16 protein-coding genes are annotated in these 16,138 nt (G+C 67.9%); 8 read left to right on the forward strand and 8 right to left on the reverse strand.

Annotated elements, in window-relative coordinates; genetic code table 11:
• Positions 1 to 91 precede the first annotated feature (91 nt).
• Together ACU4E7_RS10405 and yihA are read left to right on the forward strand one after the other, a co-directional pair.
• Positions 92 to 2,473 carry a transglycosylase domain-containing protein gene (locus ACU4E7_RS10405; RefSeq protein ID WP_238119599.1) on the forward strand — a complete coding sequence of 794 codons (2,382 nt, stop codon included), beginning with the start codon at positions 92 to 94 and terminating at the stop codon, positions 2,471 to 2,473.
• A 258-nt stretch (positions 2,474 to 2,731) separates the two neighbouring features.
• Entirely contained in the window at positions 2,732 to 3,388 is a 657-nt protein-coding gene (gene yihA / locus ACU4E7_RS10410) for a ribosome biogenesis GTP-binding protein YihA/YsxC (protein ID WP_238119602.1), read from the forward strand.
• 372 nt (positions 3,389 to 3,760) lie between these two features.
• Here the strand turns inward: yihA and ACU4E7_RS10415 are convergent, their stop codons facing one another.
• On the reverse strand, positions 3,761 to 3,952 hold the full coding sequence (locus ACU4E7_RS10415; protein WP_238119604.1) for a hypothetical protein: 192 nt from the start codon (positions 3,950 to 3,952) through the stop codon (positions 3,761 to 3,763).
• Positions 3,953 to 4,335: 383 nt separating this feature from the next.
• Positions 4,336 to 4,989 (reverse strand): cold-shock protein, encoded by a 654-nt coding sequence (locus ACU4E7_RS10420; RefSeq protein ID WP_273546034.1) that lies wholly within the window; start codon positions 4,987 to 4,989, stop codon positions 4,336 to 4,338.
• A gap of 637 nt (positions 4,990 to 5,626) precedes the next feature.
• Between ACU4E7_RS10420 and ACU4E7_RS10425 the strand changes: the two genes are divergently transcribed.
• Complete coding sequence (locus ACU4E7_RS10425) at positions 5,627 to 6,196, forward strand: nitroreductase family protein (protein ID WP_447021618.1); 570 nt, start codon at positions 5,627 to 5,629, stop codon at positions 6,194 to 6,196.
• Between the two features lie 9 nt (positions 6,197 to 6,205).
• Here ACU4E7_RS10425 and ACU4E7_RS10430 read toward each other — a convergent pair whose 3' ends face one another.
• On the reverse strand, positions 6,206 to 6,448 hold the full coding sequence (locus tag ACU4E7_RS10430; RefSeq protein ID WP_238119606.1) for a hypothetical protein: 243 nt from the start codon (positions 6,446 to 6,448) through the stop codon (positions 6,206 to 6,208).
• A 145-nt stretch (positions 6,449 to 6,593) separates the two neighbouring features.
• Between ACU4E7_RS10430 and ACU4E7_RS10435 the strand changes: the two genes are divergently transcribed.
• On the forward strand, positions 6,594 to 8,201 hold the full coding sequence (locus ACU4E7_RS10435; protein WP_447021472.1) for a gamma-glutamyltransferase family protein: 1,608 nt from the start codon (positions 6,594 to 6,596) through the stop codon (positions 8,199 to 8,201).
• A gap of 69 nt (positions 8,202 to 8,270) precedes the next feature.
• Here the strand turns inward: ACU4E7_RS10435 and ACU4E7_RS10440 are convergent, their stop codons facing one another.
• Positions 8,271 to 8,456 carry a hypothetical protein gene (locus tag ACU4E7_RS10440; protein ID WP_238119616.1) on the reverse strand — a complete coding sequence of 62 codons (186 nt, stop codon included), beginning with the start codon at positions 8,454 to 8,456 and terminating at the stop codon, positions 8,271 to 8,273.
• Positions 8,457 to 8,649: 193 nt separating this feature from the next.
• Positions 8,650 to 9,237, reverse strand: coding sequence for a CarD family transcriptional regulator (locus tag ACU4E7_RS10445; RefSeq protein WP_238119618.1), 588 nt, complete (start codon positions 9,235 to 9,237; stop codon positions 8,650 to 8,652).
• Between the two features lie 543 nt (positions 9,238 to 9,780).
• On the opposite strand from ACU4E7_RS10445, the gene ahcY reads away from it, so the two are divergent.
• Positions 9,781 to 11,178: an adenosylhomocysteinase gene (ahcY, locus tag ACU4E7_RS10450; RefSeq protein WP_238119620.1), complete on the forward strand. Its 1,398-nt coding sequence runs from the start codon at positions 9,781 to 9,783 to the stop codon at positions 11,176 to 11,178.
• Positions 11,179 to 11,249: 71 nt separating this feature from the next.
• On the opposite strand, the gene rimM is transcribed toward ahcY, so the two are convergent.
• From rimM to ACU4E7_RS10465, 3 genes are all read right to left on the reverse strand, one after another.
• Positions 11,250 to 11,801, reverse strand: a complete 552-nt coding sequence (gene rimM / locus ACU4E7_RS10455) for a ribosome maturation factor RimM (protein WP_447021473.1) — start codon at positions 11,799 to 11,801, stop codon at positions 11,250 to 11,252.
• A 73-nt stretch (positions 11,802 to 11,874) separates the two neighbouring features.
• Positions 11,875 to 12,300, reverse strand: a complete 426-nt coding sequence (locus ACU4E7_RS10460) for an OsmC family protein (protein ID WP_447021474.1) — start codon at positions 12,298 to 12,300, stop codon at positions 11,875 to 11,877.
• An 80-nt stretch (positions 12,301 to 12,380) separates the two neighbouring features.
• Entirely contained in the window at positions 12,381 to 13,070 is a 690-nt protein-coding gene (locus ACU4E7_RS10465; RefSeq protein WP_238119626.1) for a GntR family transcriptional regulator, read from the reverse strand.
• Positions 13,071 to 13,192: 122 nt separating this feature from the next.
• Here ACU4E7_RS10465 and ACU4E7_RS10470 point away from each other — a divergent pair, with 122 nt between their 5' ends.
• From ACU4E7_RS10470 to ACU4E7_RS10480, 3 genes are read left to right on the forward strand one after another with little or no spacing between them, the layout of a single operon-like run.
• On the forward strand, positions 13,193 to 13,816 hold the full coding sequence (locus ACU4E7_RS10470; RefSeq protein ID WP_447021475.1) for a TRAP transporter small permease: 624 nt from the start codon (positions 13,193 to 13,195) through the stop codon (positions 13,814 to 13,816).
• A 1-nt stretch (position 13,817) separates the two neighbouring features.
• Complete coding sequence (locus ACU4E7_RS10475) at positions 13,818 to 15,083, forward strand: TRAP transporter large permease (RefSeq protein WP_447021476.1); 1,266 nt, start codon at positions 13,818 to 13,820, stop codon at positions 15,081 to 15,083.
• 43 nt (positions 15,084 to 15,126) lie between these two features.
• The gene (locus ACU4E7_RS10480; RefSeq protein ID WP_238119632.1) at positions 15,127 to 16,122 is read left to right on the forward strand and encodes a TRAP transporter substrate-binding protein; all 996 of its coding nucleotides are present in this window, start codon (positions 15,127 to 15,129) and stop codon (positions 16,120 to 16,122) included.
• Positions 16,123 to 16,138 lie beyond the last annotated feature (16 nt).

A 16,138-nucleotide genomic window follows, 5' to 3' on the forward strand; every position in this document is an offset into this window, starting at 1 on the left:
GGGGGCGCACAGCCCAGCCACTGCCGTTTTCGCCCCATTTGAGTGGTGGAAGGGGATTCGGAGAGCCGCAGGCGAACGGACAGGACGACGGATGGCGACGCGAGGTTACGGCGAAGGGACAGGGCGCGAGCCCACCACCCCCAAGGGGGAGGCCCATGCGGACTCGCGCTTCGACATCCGGCTGTCGGCGGAGGATCGCCCGGTCGGCGGAACGCGGCCGGCGCGGAAGACGGCGCGGCCGGTCCACAAGGAACCGCCGGCGCTCGATCGCTTCGATCGTGTCCCCCCCTTGAATCCGCCGCCGGACGGGCGGGACACCCCACGGGCGGCGCGGGCCGCGGCGGCACCGGAGCGCGGGGCCCCCGCGCCGGAGGTGCCGGTGCCGGACGCCGCGGGGCGTGGAGCCAGAGGAGATGCGGAGCTGAGCGGTCGGGCGCACAAACGGAGCAGGGCAAAGGCCGAGAAGCCGGCGCGGGCGCGCCCCGTCCGGCGGCGGCGCTCGCTGCTGTGGGGCCTCGTCAAATGGGGCATGGTCCTGGCCGTGTGGGGGGTCATCGCGGTGGCCGGGGTCATCGCCTATGAGGCTTCCAAGCTGCCGCCCATGCAGACGCTGATGATCCCCAAGCGGCCGCCCACGGTCACCATCCAGGGCGCTGATGGAAAAACCTTGGCGACCCGTGGCGACATGGGCGGGGTGGCGGTGCCCATCGGCGAGCTGCCGCCCTATCTGCCCAAGGCGTTCGTGGCCATCGAAGACCAGCGCTTCTACAGCCATTTCGGTCTTGATCCGGAAGGCCTGGCGCGTGCCCTCGTCACCAACCTCACCTCCCGCCGGCTGCGGCAGGGCGGTTCCACCCTGACCCAGCAGCTGGCCAAGAACCTGTTCCTGACCCAGGAGCGCACCGCCTCCCGCAAGATCCAGGAACTGGTGCTGGCCCTGTGGCTGGAACAGAAGTTCAGCAAGAACGAGATTCTCGATCTCTACCTGAACCGCGTCTATTTCGGCGCCGGCGCCTATGGCGTGGAAGCGGCGGCCCAGCGCTATTTCGGCAAATCGGCGCGGCAGGTGACCCTGGCTGAGGCGGCGATGCTGGCCGGCCTTGTCAATTCACCCTCGCGGCTGGCGCCCACCCGCAATCTGAAGGGGGCCCAGGCGCGCGCGGCGCTGGTGCTCCATGCCATGAAGCAGCAGGGGCTCATCACCCCGCAGATGGCCGAGACCGCGCTCGCCCGCCCCGCCCAGCTGGCACCGCCGAAGGCGCCCGATTCCATGGGTTATGTGGCCGACTGGGTGATGGACCAGCTCGATTCCTTCGTCGGGCTCCTGAGCGGCGACGTGACCGTGCGCACCACCATCGACGGCACTCTGCAGCAGACCGCGGAGAAGGCGCTGGATGAGACCTTGGCCAAATCCGGCACCAAATATGGGGTGGAGCAGGGGGCGATGGTGTCCCTCGACACCGATGGCGCGGTGAAGGCCCTGCTGGGCGGGCGCTCCTATGAGAAGAGCCAGTACAATCGCGCCGTCACCGCCAAGCGTCAGCCGGGTTCGGCGTTCAAGCCGTTCATCTATCTCACCGCTTTGGAATCCGGCCTGACCCCGGACACCATTCGCGAGGATGCGCCGATCCAGCTCAAGGGCTGGCGGCCGGAGAACGCCAGCCACGACTATCGCGGGCCGGTCTCCCTCACCACCGCGCTGGCGCTGTCGCTGAACACGGTTTCCGTGCGTCTGGCGCTGGAGGTGGGGCCGAAGGCGGTGGTGGCGACCGCCCATCGGCTGGGCATCGTCTCCAACCTCGATCCCAACCCCTCCATCGCGCTGGGCACATCGGAAGTCTCGGTGCTGGAGCTGGCGGGCGCCTATGTGCCGTTTGCCAATGGCGGCATCGGCGTCATTCCCTATGTGATCGAGACGGTGAAGGATGCCCAGGGCCAGGTGCTGTACCAGCGCGCCGGCTCTGGTCCCGGGCGGGTGATGGACCCGGCCTACGCCGCCGAGATGAACCAGATGCTGACCCAGACCCTGATCATGGGCACCGCCCGGCGCGCCGATTTGCCCGGCTGGGAGGCGGCCGGCAAGACCGGCACATCGCAGGATTATCGCGACGCCTGGTTTGTCGGCTACACCGCCCGCTTCGTTACCGTGGTGTGGCTGGGCAATGACGATTCCTCCCCCACCAAGAGGGCCTCGGGCGCCAACCTGCCGGTGGAGATCTGGAGCCGCTACATGAAGGTGGCGCACAAGGGGCTGCCGGTGGCCGAGCTGCCGGGCGGCACCCGCACCGCCGGTTTCGGCGGTGTCGGCTATGGCGAGCCGGGCGGCTCCTATCTGCCGCCGGAGAACCTGCCGGACGACCGCCCGCCGGCGGTGGTGGGGCAGATCGGCGGTGGGCCGGCGCCGCAGCGTGAGCCACCCATGACCATTGATCGCTGGTTCGCTGAGACCTTCCTCGGCCAGGGCCGGCGCTGAAGCCACGGCGCCGCCCACCAGGATGCCTGTTGGCCCTTGCGTTGTCCGATCCCGGCTCCGGGTCGCTGACCGGGGATGACGCTGCCAGCGACGATACGGCGGAGAGCCCCACCCTCGGCGCTGCCGGCGGTGGTCGAAGTCAAGATATGAGCCCCGGATGGCCGGCGCCGTGCGGCCGGCCACCGGGACGCGCCAGCCGGCGCGGCGCGGGGGCCAGGGGAGGGTTGCGCTTCGCCGCGGGCTCTAGGATAAGGCGGGATGACCGCTTCCGATCCCGACGCCCCCAATCCCTTCATCGAAGCCGGACGGCTGCTGTTCGCCGGAGACTGGCAGTTTCTGGCGGCCGCGCCCACCATCGAGACGCTGCCCGCCATGCTGGGCATCGAGGTGGCGCTGGCGGGGCGCTCCAATGTGGGCAAGTCGTCGCTGGTCAATGCGCTGACCGGGCGCAAGGCGTTGGCGCGCACCTCGGTGACGCCGGGGCGGACGCAGGAGCTGATCTTCTTTCGCGTGGGGCCGCAGCTCTCGCTGGTGGACATGCCCGGCTATGGCTTCGCCAAGGCGCCGAAGGACAAGGTGGACGCCTGGACCCAGACCATCCGGTCCTATCTGCGCGGCCGGGTTAATCTCGCCCGGGTCTTCGTGCTCATCGATTCGCGGCACGGCATCAAGGCGGTGGACGAGGACATTCTCGATCTGCTCGACAAGGCGGCGGTGTCCTACGCCATCGTTCTGACCAAGGTGGATCAGGTGAAGCCGAGTGCGTTGCCGCAGGTGATCGCCGCCATCGAGGACAAGATCCGCAAGCGGCCGGCGGCCTATCCGCAGGTCTTTCCCACCTCCAGCACCACCGGTGCGGGCTTTGCCGAGTTGCGGGCCGCCATCGCCCAATTGATCGCCGAGCGCGCCGGCTGAGGCCACGAGGGCCTCACGCAAGCGGGACCCAAGACAGGCGCGCCTACCCAACGGCGGATGCGCGCGGGACCTGCGGAGCCACGCTGTCGCGGCGCCGGGCCGGCCGATACCGCGGCGTGACTCGATGATCTTGCTTTGGAAGATGGGCGTTAAGGCGCACCGGGATGGCGGTTCCGGCGGCGGCCGCATCATGCGGCATGTCGGCGCTGAAGCGCGCTTTGCGGCGGATCGCCGGGGTGGCCGGGAGGGGCCGCCAGCGCGTGGGCTGGGGGCAAGTTGGCCGCGGGTACGCACCGATGGGTGATCGGCATCCGGCGAGCCAAAATGTATACGTAAAGGGGTAGGGAGACGCGCCGGAAGGCGCGTCGCCAGTCACTGGCTGTCGTGCTCTTCCTGGAGCAGCGCTTCGGTGGCGGCGATGGCGCCTTCGAGTTCAGAGAGCTTCCTCAGCATCCCGTCGGACGGCAGGGTATCCGTCTTGGCGGCCAGGAGCAGCAGGTCGCGCTGGGCAGTCTTGAGACGATCGAGGAGGCGAGATAGGCCGGCCTCTACGGATTGCGTCATGTTGTTATGGAACTCCAAAATGCTTGTTCTGGAGACGGCGGCGCGGCCGCGGTCTCCCTCGTTTCGGCGGACACGGCGGTTGCCCTGAAACCGTCGCCCATGCCGATGATTGCGGAAGTGTCCGACCGGTCGGCGCAGGGGCCCGGGGTGCCAGCTGCCGGATGATCGGTCGTCGGATTATCGCTCACAAGAGCGCGCCGGCACGCCGTTGTTCCGCCCGATCCGCCGGATCGAGCCGCCGCGGCTGCCGGCGCTCATGCCCTTCAGCGCAGAAGGTGCCCCCCACACCGGACGGCGAAGGGCCGTCCGGGTGCGGATGAAGGGGGCTCAAAACAACTGCGCGCACCATCTTGGAGATGGTGCGCGCAGAATGGGAACTGGGATCAGTCCGCCAGCTCGATGCCGCGGGCCTCGGGACCCTTGGGGCCCTGGCCCACCTGGACCACCACCCGCTGGCCCTCGGCCAGGTCGGTGAGGCCGGAGCGGGAGATCACGGTCACATGGACGAACACATCCTTGCCACCGCCCTCAACGGCGATGAAGCCGAAGCCCTTGTCGGGGTTGTACCACTTGACGGTCCCGACGCGCTCCTCGGTGGGGCCGGTGGCTGCCCGGGGGGCAGCGCCGGCGCCGCCGCCCATGCGGGGCGCACCGAAGGCCCGGCGGGGGGCCGCAGCCTCGGCGGTGGAGGTGTCGACATCGAGCACCTCGGTCACCTGGCGGCCCTTCTGGCCCTGGCCGACGCGCACCGACAGCTTGGAGCCGGGAGGCACGCTTTCCTGGCCGGCGGCCTCGAGGGCGCGGGCGTGCAGGAACACGTCACCGGAACCGTCGGAAAGCTCCACGAAGCCGAAACCCTTCTCGGGGTTGAACCACTTCACAGTGGCGTCGATCGGCGGGCCGGACGGAGCGGGGGCGCTGAAGCTGCTCGGCGAAGAAAACGGACGGTCCCCTCCGAAGCCGCGATCACGCGGCGGCGCAAAGTCGTCGTCAAAGCCACGGCGGCGCGGCTCTCGGAAGTCTCGGTTACGGCTCATGTGTATTTCCGTTGAGGTCAATCGCCAATTTGGGCTTAGGGCCATCCACCACTGCTGAATTAAAATGCGTGTTTCGTGCGCTTAAAATGCACGCCTCGGGCGTATTGACTTCCGCCTTCGCACAACGCTCAACCCAGCCACCCGCTTCTTGCCTCGCAGCCTAATGGACAAGGCCGGATTTCGTGTCCAAACAACTCGCTTGAGCGCACTCGACCGGCCAGACGCGAGACTAACACACATTTGGTTCCATTTGGTACATGAATGTTGAAGACTCTTGCTCTCATCGTGATTTTTACCGGGGTGACCGGTTGGTCGGCGCGCCGCCGGCCCCATCGTGGCTTGGCCCGCCCGGTTGTAGCGGGGCGCGGGGCCGGCGCGAGACGGGGCTGTGGGTTGGTGTCATTTCGCGTCGTCTCAGATGCTTGGCGGGCGCGTGGGGTCGATCGCGCGACGACCGGCGCCGTCGCCAGCGCCGTTCACGCGGCTATTTTGCTCACCTCACGAAAAGGTGATCATGCGGGGCGGCGCCCTGGCGGGAGGGGACGTTATGCCTGACAAGATACAGCCCGATGCCGCGCCGCGGCACCACGAGGGGGCGGCCACCGCCTATCCGGAGCAGCCGCTGCCGCTGCGGGCGGTGCCGGCGGCGCTGGAACTGCTGGAGCGGCGGCGATCGGTGCCGCTGCGGGCGCTGCGCGGCCCGGGGCCGGCGCCGGACGAATTGGACCGCATGCTGACCATTGCCGCCCGCGTGCCGGACCATGGGGCGCTGGCGCCGTGGCGCTTCATCGTGCTGGAAGGGGCGGCGCGGGCGGCGGCGGGCGCGGCGCTCGATGCGCTCTACGCCCGGCAAAATCCCCGGCTGCCGGCGGACAAGGCCAGCATGTGGGGCACCTATCTGTCACATGCGCCGGTGACGGTGGTCCTGGTCAGCCGGCCGGACCCCGGCGCCAAGGTCCCGGTATTCAACCAGCTCTTGTCGGTGGGCGCGGCGGGCATGAATCTGGTGCTGGCGGCGGAGGCCATGGGCTATGCGGCCCAGTGGCTGCTCAAATGGCCGGGACGCGACCCGCAGGCCGCCGCGCTGCTCGGGGTGGGGCCGCAGGAGGCGGTGGCCGGCTTCATTCATATCGGCCGTCCGGCGATCCGGCGGGAGGATCGGGCGCGTCCCGCCCTCGATGCGGTGGTGACGCGCTGGCGTCCCTGAGGCGCTGCGTCAGCCGCGCAGCGGCTCGGCGGCGCTGGCTTTGCGGAAATAGGCGAGGCTGCCGTAAAGCGCCACCACGCCGAACACGACCATGAGGGCGTATTCGCCGATCTCGCCGAGGTTGAACAGACCCGCCAGCGCCCAGGCGGCCGCCACGGCGGTGGCCAGCGCCTCGGTGGCGATGAGAATGGTCGCGCTCCCCACGGTGAGCAGATTGTCCCAATGCACCGATCCACGGGGTGCAGGCTGCATCGTCATCTCTCCTCGGCGGCGGGATTTTCCATCGGCCGCGCCTTGCTCTATTGGGGCGGGACCTTGGCCCGCCGGTGCGCCAGGGTCAAGGTCCCGCCCCACGCACACGCCGCGCCGTTGCGCCCGGCGCCTTCGGAGTCGCCCCATGTTGTCCGCCCGCACCCATGAAAGCGTCCACGTTCGCCGCGGCCTCGTCGCCGCGCCCCACGCGCTCGCCGTGGAGGCCGGACGGCAGGTTCTGGCGGAAGGGGGCAACGCCATTGAGGCGGCAGTGGCCACCGCCGCCACCATCGCCGTGGTCTATCCGCACATGAACCATGTGGGCGGCGACGGCTTCTGGCTGATTCGCGAGCCCTCCGGGCGGGTGCGTTATATCGAGGCGTGCGGCTTCGCCGGCGCCGACGCCAGCATCGCCCACTACCATGACCGGGGATGCGAGAGCATTCCCTTCCGCGGTCCGCTCGCCGCCCTCACCGTGCCCGGCGCCGTGGGTGGCTGGCGTCTGGCGCTGGAGGCGGCGCGCGCCCATGGTGGCCGGCTGGATCTGCCGCGGCTACTGGAGCCCGCCATCCGCTATGCGCGCGAGGGCATCACGGTCAGCGGCTCCCAGGCGCGGCTGAGTGTGGAGAAGGCAGACGAGCTGCGCGATGTGCCGGGCTTCGCCGCGGTGTTCCTGCCGCAGGGGGCGCCGCCGAAGGCCGGCAGCCCGCTGCGCCAGGAGCGGCTGGCCGATACCCTCGAGCATCTGGCGCGGGCGGGGCTGGACGATCTCTATCGCGGCGACGTGGGGCGCGAACTGGCGCATGATCTTCAGGCCATGGGTAGCCCAATCCACCGGGCCGATCTGCAGGCCTTTCAGCCGCGCGAGCGGGCGCCGCTGCGGGTGAGCCTGCCGCAGGGCGAGGTGTTCAACGCGCCGCCGCCCACGCAGGGGCTCGCATCGCTGATGATTCTGGCGCTTTACGCGCGATTGGGGCCGGCCCAGGCGGAGAGCTTCGCCCATATTCACGGCCTGGTGGAGGCCACCAAGCAGGCCTTTCTGGTGCGCGACAAGGTGGTGTGCGATCCCGATCGCGTCACCGCCAATCTCGACCACTTGCTGTCGGCGCCGCAGCTCGATGCCCTGGCCGGCCGCATCCGGCCCGACCGGGCGCTGGACTGGCCGCGGCCGGCGCAGCCGGGCGACACCATCTGGCTGGGGGCGGCGGACAGTTCCGGGCTGGTGGTGTCCTACATCCAGTCTATCTTCTTCGAGTTCGGATCGGGGTGCGTCTCGCCGTCCACTGGCATCCTCATGCAGAATCGTGGCGCCAGCTTCGCGCTCGATCCCAAGGCGCTCAACGCGCTGGCGCCGGGCCGGCGGCCCTTCCACACCCTCAATCCGGCGCTGGCGCAGCTGAAGGATGGGCGGGTGATCGCCTATGGCACCATGGGTGGCGAGGGGCAGCCGCAGACCCAGGCGGCGGTCTTCACCCGGCATGTGCTGTATGGGGTGCCGCTGGGCGAGGCCATCGCCCGGCCACGCTGGCTCCTGGGGCGGACCTGGGGGGCGCCGGAGACCCGGCTGCAGCTGGAAAGCCGCTTCGAGGAGGGGCTGGTGGAGCGCCTGCGGGCCGCCGGGCACGATCTGGTGGTGCTGCCGGAAGCCTATTGCGACACCATGGGCCACGCCGGCGCGGTGGTGCTCCACCCCAAGGGCCAGGTGGAGGGCGCGCACGACCCGCGCGCCGATGGCGGCGCCGCCGGCGTGTGAGCGGACGCGCGGATGCGCCGGACAGGCCGGCGCATCCTTCTGGAAACGGGTGTTTAACCGGAGCCGGGCTCAGCGCTGGCCGGGATTGTGCTGGCCGGGACTGCGCTGGCCACCCTGCTGCTGCTGCCGGTCCTTCTGGCCGGGCGTCTGCGCCTGCTGCTGCTGGCGGTCCTGATCCCGACGGGGGTCGGGGTTCTGCGGTTTCTGGCTGGGGTTGGACGTCGAGGGACGCTGCTCCTGATCGCGCATGGTCATCTTCGCTTCTCCAACTTGAGCCCCCGGAGAAGAGAACGCCCCCCACCCGATGCGGTTCCATGGGCGGCAGTGATGGGGCGGCAGTGATGGAGCGGCGCGACTGGGCGGATGGGGCAGGGGGCGCGCCCGCGGCCAGGCCCAAAAATGCAAAAGGCCCGGCGGGTGCCGGGCCTTGCGCAGGGGGAGGGGAGGCTCAGGCGGCCTCTTCCGCCTCGATGTCGCTGTCGACGTCCGCCTCTTCCGCCGCCTTGGCGGCGCCGCGCCGCGGGCCCTTGAGCAGGTTCTGCTCGATGAGCTTCACGGACTCGGTCTCGGTGATGTTCTGCACCGCCGACAGCTCGCGCGCCATGCGATCGAGGGCCGCCTCATAGAGCTGACGCTCGGAATAGGACTGCTCGGGCTGGGTGTCGGAGCGATAGAGATCGCGCACCACCTCGGAGATGGCGACGAGATCACCGGAGTTGATCTTGGCTTCGTATTCCTGGGCCCGGCGGCTCCACATGGTGCGCTTGATGCGGGCGCGGCCCTGCAGGGTCTCGAGCGACTTCTCGACGATGTTGGTCTCGGAGAGCTTGCGCATGCCGACGCTGGCGATCTTGGGCACGGGGACCCGCAGCGTCATCTTGTCTTTTTCGAAGGAGATAACGAACAGTTCGAGCTTGAAACCGGCGACTTCCTGTTCCTCAATGGCCGTGATTCGGCCGACGCCATGCGAGGGGTAAACAATGTGCTCACCCGTCTTGAAGCCGAGACGGGTCTGCGCGTTCTTCTTGGGCGACATGCTTTTGACCACTCCCGATCCGGCCCGGGGGCCGGATCTGTTGGCGCGCGAAAACACTCCGGTCCGGTCACCGGGGGCGTGGCGCGCCGTGCGCTGTCGACATGGGCCGCGGCCGGAACGCCCGACGACCCGCTCTGTCAGCCGAAGGCCATATCAAACTGCCGCGTCACGCCGGTAAGACGGCTGACACGCAAATCTCGCCCCTGTGTCCCGAGAATGCGCGAAGGTGCACGCGCCTGCAGCATTGGTGGAAGCAATCGACTGTAAACGGCTGTATATCACAATTTTTGTAAGAATCAAAGCGCGGGTGTCGTCAATGCGACCAGTGGCTGTCGCATTGCGTGCGTTGCGATGACTCTGGCGGCCCCCTCTGGCGCCGGTTCCGCCGCCTGCCGGTGAGGTCCTTGCTTCAGCATATAAACATTTCTTTATATCCTGATTGCTGCCGTGCCTGCGCCGTGCTAATGCCCCTGCCGAACGTGGTATCGCGGCCGCGGCCATCCTGCGCCCTTTCGAGGCGGCTGATTTCGAGCGGAGAGAGCAATGAGCAACGATTACGTGGTGAAAGACATCAACCTTGCCGACTGGGGTCGCAAGGAGCTGGACATCGCCGAAATCGAGATGCCCGGCCTGATGGCCACCCGCGCCGAATACGGGCCCGCCCAGCCGCTCAAGGGCGCCCGCATCGCCGGCTCGCTGCACATGACCATTCAGACCGGCGTGCTGATCGAGACCCTGAAGGCGCTGGGCGCCGATGTCCGCTGGGCGTCCTGCAACATCTACTCGACCCAGGACCATGCGGCCGCCGCCATCGCCGCCGCCGGCACCCCGGTGTTTGCCGTGAAGGGCGAAAGCCTTGAGGATTACTGGGAGTATACCCATCGCATCTTCGAGTGGGCCGACGGCGGCCTGCCGAACATGATCCTCGACGACGGCGGCGACGCCACGCTGCTGGTCCACCTCGGCAAGCGCGCCGAAGAGGGCGACACCGCCTTTCTCGACGGCGCCACCAACGAGGAAGAAGAAGTGCTGTTCGCGGCCATCAAGCGCCGCCTGAAGCACAAGCCCGGCTGGTACAGCCAGCTCGCCGCCGCGATCCGCGGCGTGACGGAAGAGACCACCACGGGCGTGCATCGTCTCTATGAGATGCAGAAGAAGGGTACCCTGCTGTGGCCCGCCATCAACGTCAATGACAGCGTCACCAAGTCGAAGTTCGACAACCTCTATGGCTGCCGCGAGTCGCTGGTGGACGGCATCCGCCGCGGCACCGACGTGATGATGGCCGGCAAGGTGGCCATGGTTGCCGGCTTCGGCGACGTGGGTAAGGGCTCGGCGGCTTCGCTGCGCAATGCCGGCTGCCGCGTGCTGGTGTCCGAGGTCGATCCCATCTGCGCCCTGCAGGCGGCCATGGAAGGCTATGAGGTCACCACCATGGAAGATGCCGCGCCCCGCGCCGACATCTTCGTGACCTGCACCGGCAATGTGGACGTGATCACCGTGGAGCACATGCGCGAGATGAAGGATCGCGCCATCGTCTGCAACATCGGCCACTTCGACAGTGAGATCCAGGTCGCCGGCCTCAAGAACTTCAAGTGGCACAATGTGAAGCCGCAGGTGGACGAGGTGGAGTTCCCCACCGGCCGCCGCATCATCCTGTTGTCGGAAGGCCGCCTGGTGAATCTGGGCAATGCCACCGGCCACCCGAGCTTCGTGATGAGCGCCTCCTTCACCAACCAGACGCTGGCGCAGATCGAGCTGTTCACCAAGCCCGGCGTCTATGAGAAGAAGGTCTACACCCTGCCCAAGCACCTCGACGAGAAGGTGGCGACCCTCCATCTCGACAAGATCGGCGTGAAGCTCACCAAGCTCACCGAGCAGCAGGCCAAATATATCGACGTGCCCCAGGCCGGCCCGTTCAAGGCGGAACACTACCGCTACTGAGCCCGACATCTTCCAAGTGCAAACGCCGGCCTTTGGGCCGGCGTTTTTATTTGAGCCTCGCGATGGCAGGCTCAGGCGCCGGTATCCTCGCCCGGCTCGGGCTGCTCCTTGCCGGTGTCGATGAAGTCGGCGGCCAGCACCACCCGTCCGGCGGCCACATCCACCACCGGCACGGCAAGGCGGCTGAAGGGCACCATGAGGGTGCGGCCCTTGGTGGCGCCGGTGGGGGCATATTCGAGCACATCACCGGCGCCGAAATCGTGCAGCGCGATGACGGCGCCGAGGGTGGCTCCAGCCTCGTCCTCGACCCTCAGGCCGATCAGGTCCGCATGGTAGAAGGTGTCATCGTCCTCCGTCGCCGGGAGGGCGTCGCGGGGCACGAACAGGTCCATATTGGTCAGCGCCTCGGCGGCGGTGCGGTCGGGGACGCCCTCCAGCCGGGCGACGAAATGGTCCTTGGCCGGCCGCAGGGCGGTGATGCGGAAGGTGCGCCGGCCGCTGGCATCGGTGAGCGGGGCATAATCCAGCACCGCCTCCGGATCCTCCGCGAAGATGAACAGCCGCACCTCGCCCCTCACGCCATGGGGAGCGCCGATGCGGGCGATGAGGATGCGGTCGGTCACGGGAGACTCCAGGCACGGGGGATGGGCGCCCGTTCTTTCCCAATCGGCGACAAAAGGAAAGGCCGAACCGCGGTTAGGGCACCAAAGCGGCGTCGAGGCTGATGTCGGCCTTGAGCACGCGCGAGACCGGGCAGCCGGCTTCCGCCTTGGCCGCGAGCGCCTGGAAGGTCTCGGCCTCGATGCCCGGGATCTTCGCCCGCAGGGTCAGGTGCACGGCGGTGATTGTGAAGCCGTCAGTGCCTTTTTCCAGCGTCACCTCGGCCTTGGTCTCCATCTCCTCGGCGGTGAAGCCGGCGGCGCCGAGCATGCCGGACAGGGCCATGGTGAAGCAGCCCGCATGGGCGGCGCCGATCAGCTCCTCGGGATTGGTGCCAGGCTGGCCCTCGAAGCGGCTGGCGAAGCCATAGGGATAGGCGCTCAAGGCGCCGCTGGCGGTGGAGATGGCGCCCTTGCCGTCCTTGATGCCCCCGCTCCACACGGCCTTCCCGAAGGTCTTCATGATGTCCATCCTCTGGTTTCGGCGCCAACCTGTCGGCGCCTTTCAGGATAACGGTGCCGGAGTGGTGGCGGTTCCGCGCCTCAGGCCTCCGCCGGGGCCGGCCTGCCGGCGACGCCGCGCCGCGCGATCACCTGCAGCAGCTCGGTGTGCACGGTGCCGATATGGGCATCGAGCAGGTGGCAGGCCTCCTCCGCCTTGCCGGCGCGGCACAGGGCGATCAGGGCGGCGTGCTCGGTGCGGGCGCGCTCCATGGCTTCCGGCGTGGAAAGTTGCAGGCGGGTGTAGCGGTCGGACGTCTGCAGCAGCGCGGCGACGATCTGCCGGCTGCGGGGCAGGGGCGCAGGCGCATAGAGCGCCATGTGGAAGTCGGCGTTCAGAAGGCCCCAGCTCGACACGTCGTGGGCGAGGGTCGCGCCCACGAAACGGGCCTGGATGGCATCGAGCCGGGCGAAATCCTCGCCGACGAAGCGGGGCAGGGAGGCTTCCAGCAGGCGGGGCTCCAGCATCCGCCGCAGCTCGAACACGTCGTTGATCTCGTCCACCGACAGATCGGAAACGATGGCGCCCTTCTGGGGCACCATGCGCACCAGCCCTTCCGCCTCCAGCTGGAACAGCGCCTCGCGCACCGGAATGCGGCTGACCCCATAGGCCTCCGCCAGCGCATCCTGGCGCAGCTGGGTGCCGGCGGGATGGCTGCCGTCGAGGATCGCCTGCCGGAGTTGATCAAGGATCGCCGACGACAAGGTGCGGTGCTTCAGGTTCGTCTTCATTGTGCGGCCAAGCTAGCCGGATTTCGCCGGGGAGGGTATTGACGTGTCGATTGTATAAAATCTACAGTTTGGGCGAAAGCACGAAATCGAGACCGAAACGGTCCGTCTTCCAGAGCGTGAACATGACCGAAACTTCCTCCACGACGCCCGGCAGGGCGGCGACGGGCCGGCTCGTGCTGGCCGCATCGTCGGCCTGGCTCAGGGTGGAACGGGTCGCCATCATCGTCCTCATGGCGCTGCTGTGCGGCCTGATCCTGTTGAATGTGGTGACCCGCTACACCGGCGTGCCGCTCTATTGGATCGATGAATCCGCCATTTACACGGTGGTCTGGCTCGCCTTCATCGGCGCCTCGGCCATGACCCGCCTGCGGCTTGATTTCACGGTCGGTCTTCTCACCGAGAAGCTACCGCGCAAGGGCGCGCAGGTGGCGAAGGCGCTGGCCACCGGCTTCACCGTGCTGTTCGGCCTGCTGCTCGCCTATATGTGCTGGCTGTGGATGGATCCCGTCGGCATTGCCGCCGCCGGATTCGACGCCAGGACCTTCGCCGGCGAGAGCTTCAACTTTCTCTATACCGAGCGCACCCAGACCCTGAACTGGCCTACCTGGGCGGTTCAGCTGATCATTCCCATCTTCGCCTGCTCCATGATCCTGCACGGCCTCGCCAATCTCATGGAAGATCTGGGGCTGGTGCCGATGGCGGCGCATGCGGGCTTTCCCATGGCTCATGCGGAGGCGGCGAGCTGAGATGCTGACCTCCGCCGCCTTCCTCATCACCATGCTGGTGGGCGTGCCCATCAGCCTGTGCATCGCGCTTGCCGGCATCGTCTACATCCTGGCTACCGGCAACCCGCTGCTGCTGCAGACCTTTCCCACCCAGCTGTTCGGCGGGGTGGACAGCTATGGCCTCATTGCCATTCCGCTGTTCGTGCTGATCGGCGAGATCATGAACGGCGGCGGCATCACCCGGCGCCTCATCGACATGGCCATGGCCTTCGTCGGCACCATGCGCGGCGGCCTCGCCTATGTGAACCTGCTCGCCAACATGTTCGTCTCCTCGATCCTGGGCTCGGCCACCGCGCAGGTGGCCATCATGGCCCAGATCCTGGTGCCGGAGATGGAGAAGAAGGGCTACGACAAGACCTTCTCCGCCGGCCTCACCGCCTATGCGGGCATGCTCGGGCCCATCATTCCGCCCTCGATCATGTTCGTGGTGTATTCGGTGCTGGCGCAGGTCTCGGTCAGCGACATGCTGATTGCCGGCATCATTCCCGGCGTGCTGCTCACCGGCCTGTTCTGCCTCGTCATCTATGCCATGGGTTACGTCTACGCCTATCCCAAGGGCGAGCCCATGAGCTGGGCCGAGCGCATCTCCATCGTGCTGGGTGCGGTGCCCACCCTGATCATTCCGGTGGTCATCGTCGGGTCCATCCTCACCGGCCTTGCCAATGCCACCGAGGCGGCGGCGGTGGGGGCGCTGGCGGCGGTGCTGATCGGCCGCTACTGGACCCGCGAGCTGTGCTTCGCGCAATTGCCGCAGATGCTGCTGCGGGCGGGGCTCTATTCGGCCGTCATCCTGTTCCTGGTGGCGGTGGCGGCGGTGCTGTCCTGGGTGCTGGTCTACGGGAAGGTGCCGCAGGCGGTGGCCGCCTGGGTGCAGACGGTGGCGACCGATCCGATCACCTTCATGCTGCTGGTCAATGTCATCCTGCTGGTGATCGGCACCGTCATCGACGGCGCGCCCGGCCTCATCATGACGGTGCCCATCCTGCTGCCCATCGCCACCCTGGTCTACCACATCGATCCCGTGCAGTTCGGCGTGGTGGCGGTGATCAACCTGGTGCTTGGCTTCCTCTCGCCGCCGGTGGGCCTGTGCTTCTTCGTCGCCTCCGCGGTCACCGGGGCCAAGACCGGCAAGATGTTCATCGTGACCATGCCGTTCTTCTTCGCCGCCTGTGCCCTTCTGGTGCTGCTGTCGCTGGTGCCGACGCTCTCCACCTTGCTCATCAAGTGAAACAACAAACACGACCTTCCACGAGATCCAACGGGAGCCTGACATGACCTTGACCCGTCGCCACTTCCTCCTCGGTGCCACCGCCGGCGCCGCCGCTCTGCCGTTCGCCGCGCCCCATGTGGCCCGGGCGGCGGACGGGCGGGAATTCCGCCTCGGCATCATCACCCCGGTGGGCCACCCCTGGAACGTGGCCGCCGAGAAGGTGGGCGCGCAGCTGAAGGAGGCCACCGGCGGCCGCCTCTCCATCTCCGTCTTCCCCTCGGGCCAGCTGGGCAACGAGGCGGCGATGATGCAGCAGCTGCAGACCGGCGCCCTCGATATGGGCTGGATCATGACCGCCGAGCTCGGCTCGCGGGTGCCTTCCATCGCCGCCATCAACGCGCCGTGGGTGGTGGATTCCACCGCCAAGGCCGGCCAGCTTGTGCGCACGCCGGTGGCCATGGAGATGCTGAAGGTGCTGCCCAAGGAGACCGGCACGGTCGGCCTCGGCTGGGGCATCACCACCATGCGCGTGGTGTTTTCCGCGAAGCCCATCTCGGGCATCAAGGACCTCAACGGCATGAAGCTGCGCATCAACACCACGCCGGCCTACCGCGACTTCTACCAGTTGCTGGGCGCTGCCCCCACGCCGATCCCCACTCCGGCGGTGTTCGATGCCATGTCCAACGGCCAGGTGGACGGCCTGGAGGCCGATCTCGACTTCTCCTGGAACCAGCGCTTCGACAAGGTCTCCAAGACCATGCTGAAGATGGACGCCATCTTCATGCCGGTGGTGGCGCTGGTCTCCGGCCGGGTGTGGGCCACCCTCTCGCCGGAGGACAAGGCGCTCATCACCAAGCTCACCAAGGACGCCCTCGACGTCCAGATCGACGAGACCGTGGCCAACGAGCCGGTGCTGCTGAAGAAGTTCGGCGAGGTTATCCCGATCAAGGTGGCCGAAGTGGCCGATCGCGAGAAGATCATCGCCGAATACGACAAGATCTGGCTGCCCAAGGCGCCGGTGCTGGGCGAGCTGCGCAAGGTGGGCGCCAGCCTCTGACCTGCGCGGTCTCCCG

The organism is Xanthobacter sp. ZOL 2024, assembly GCF_052932325.1.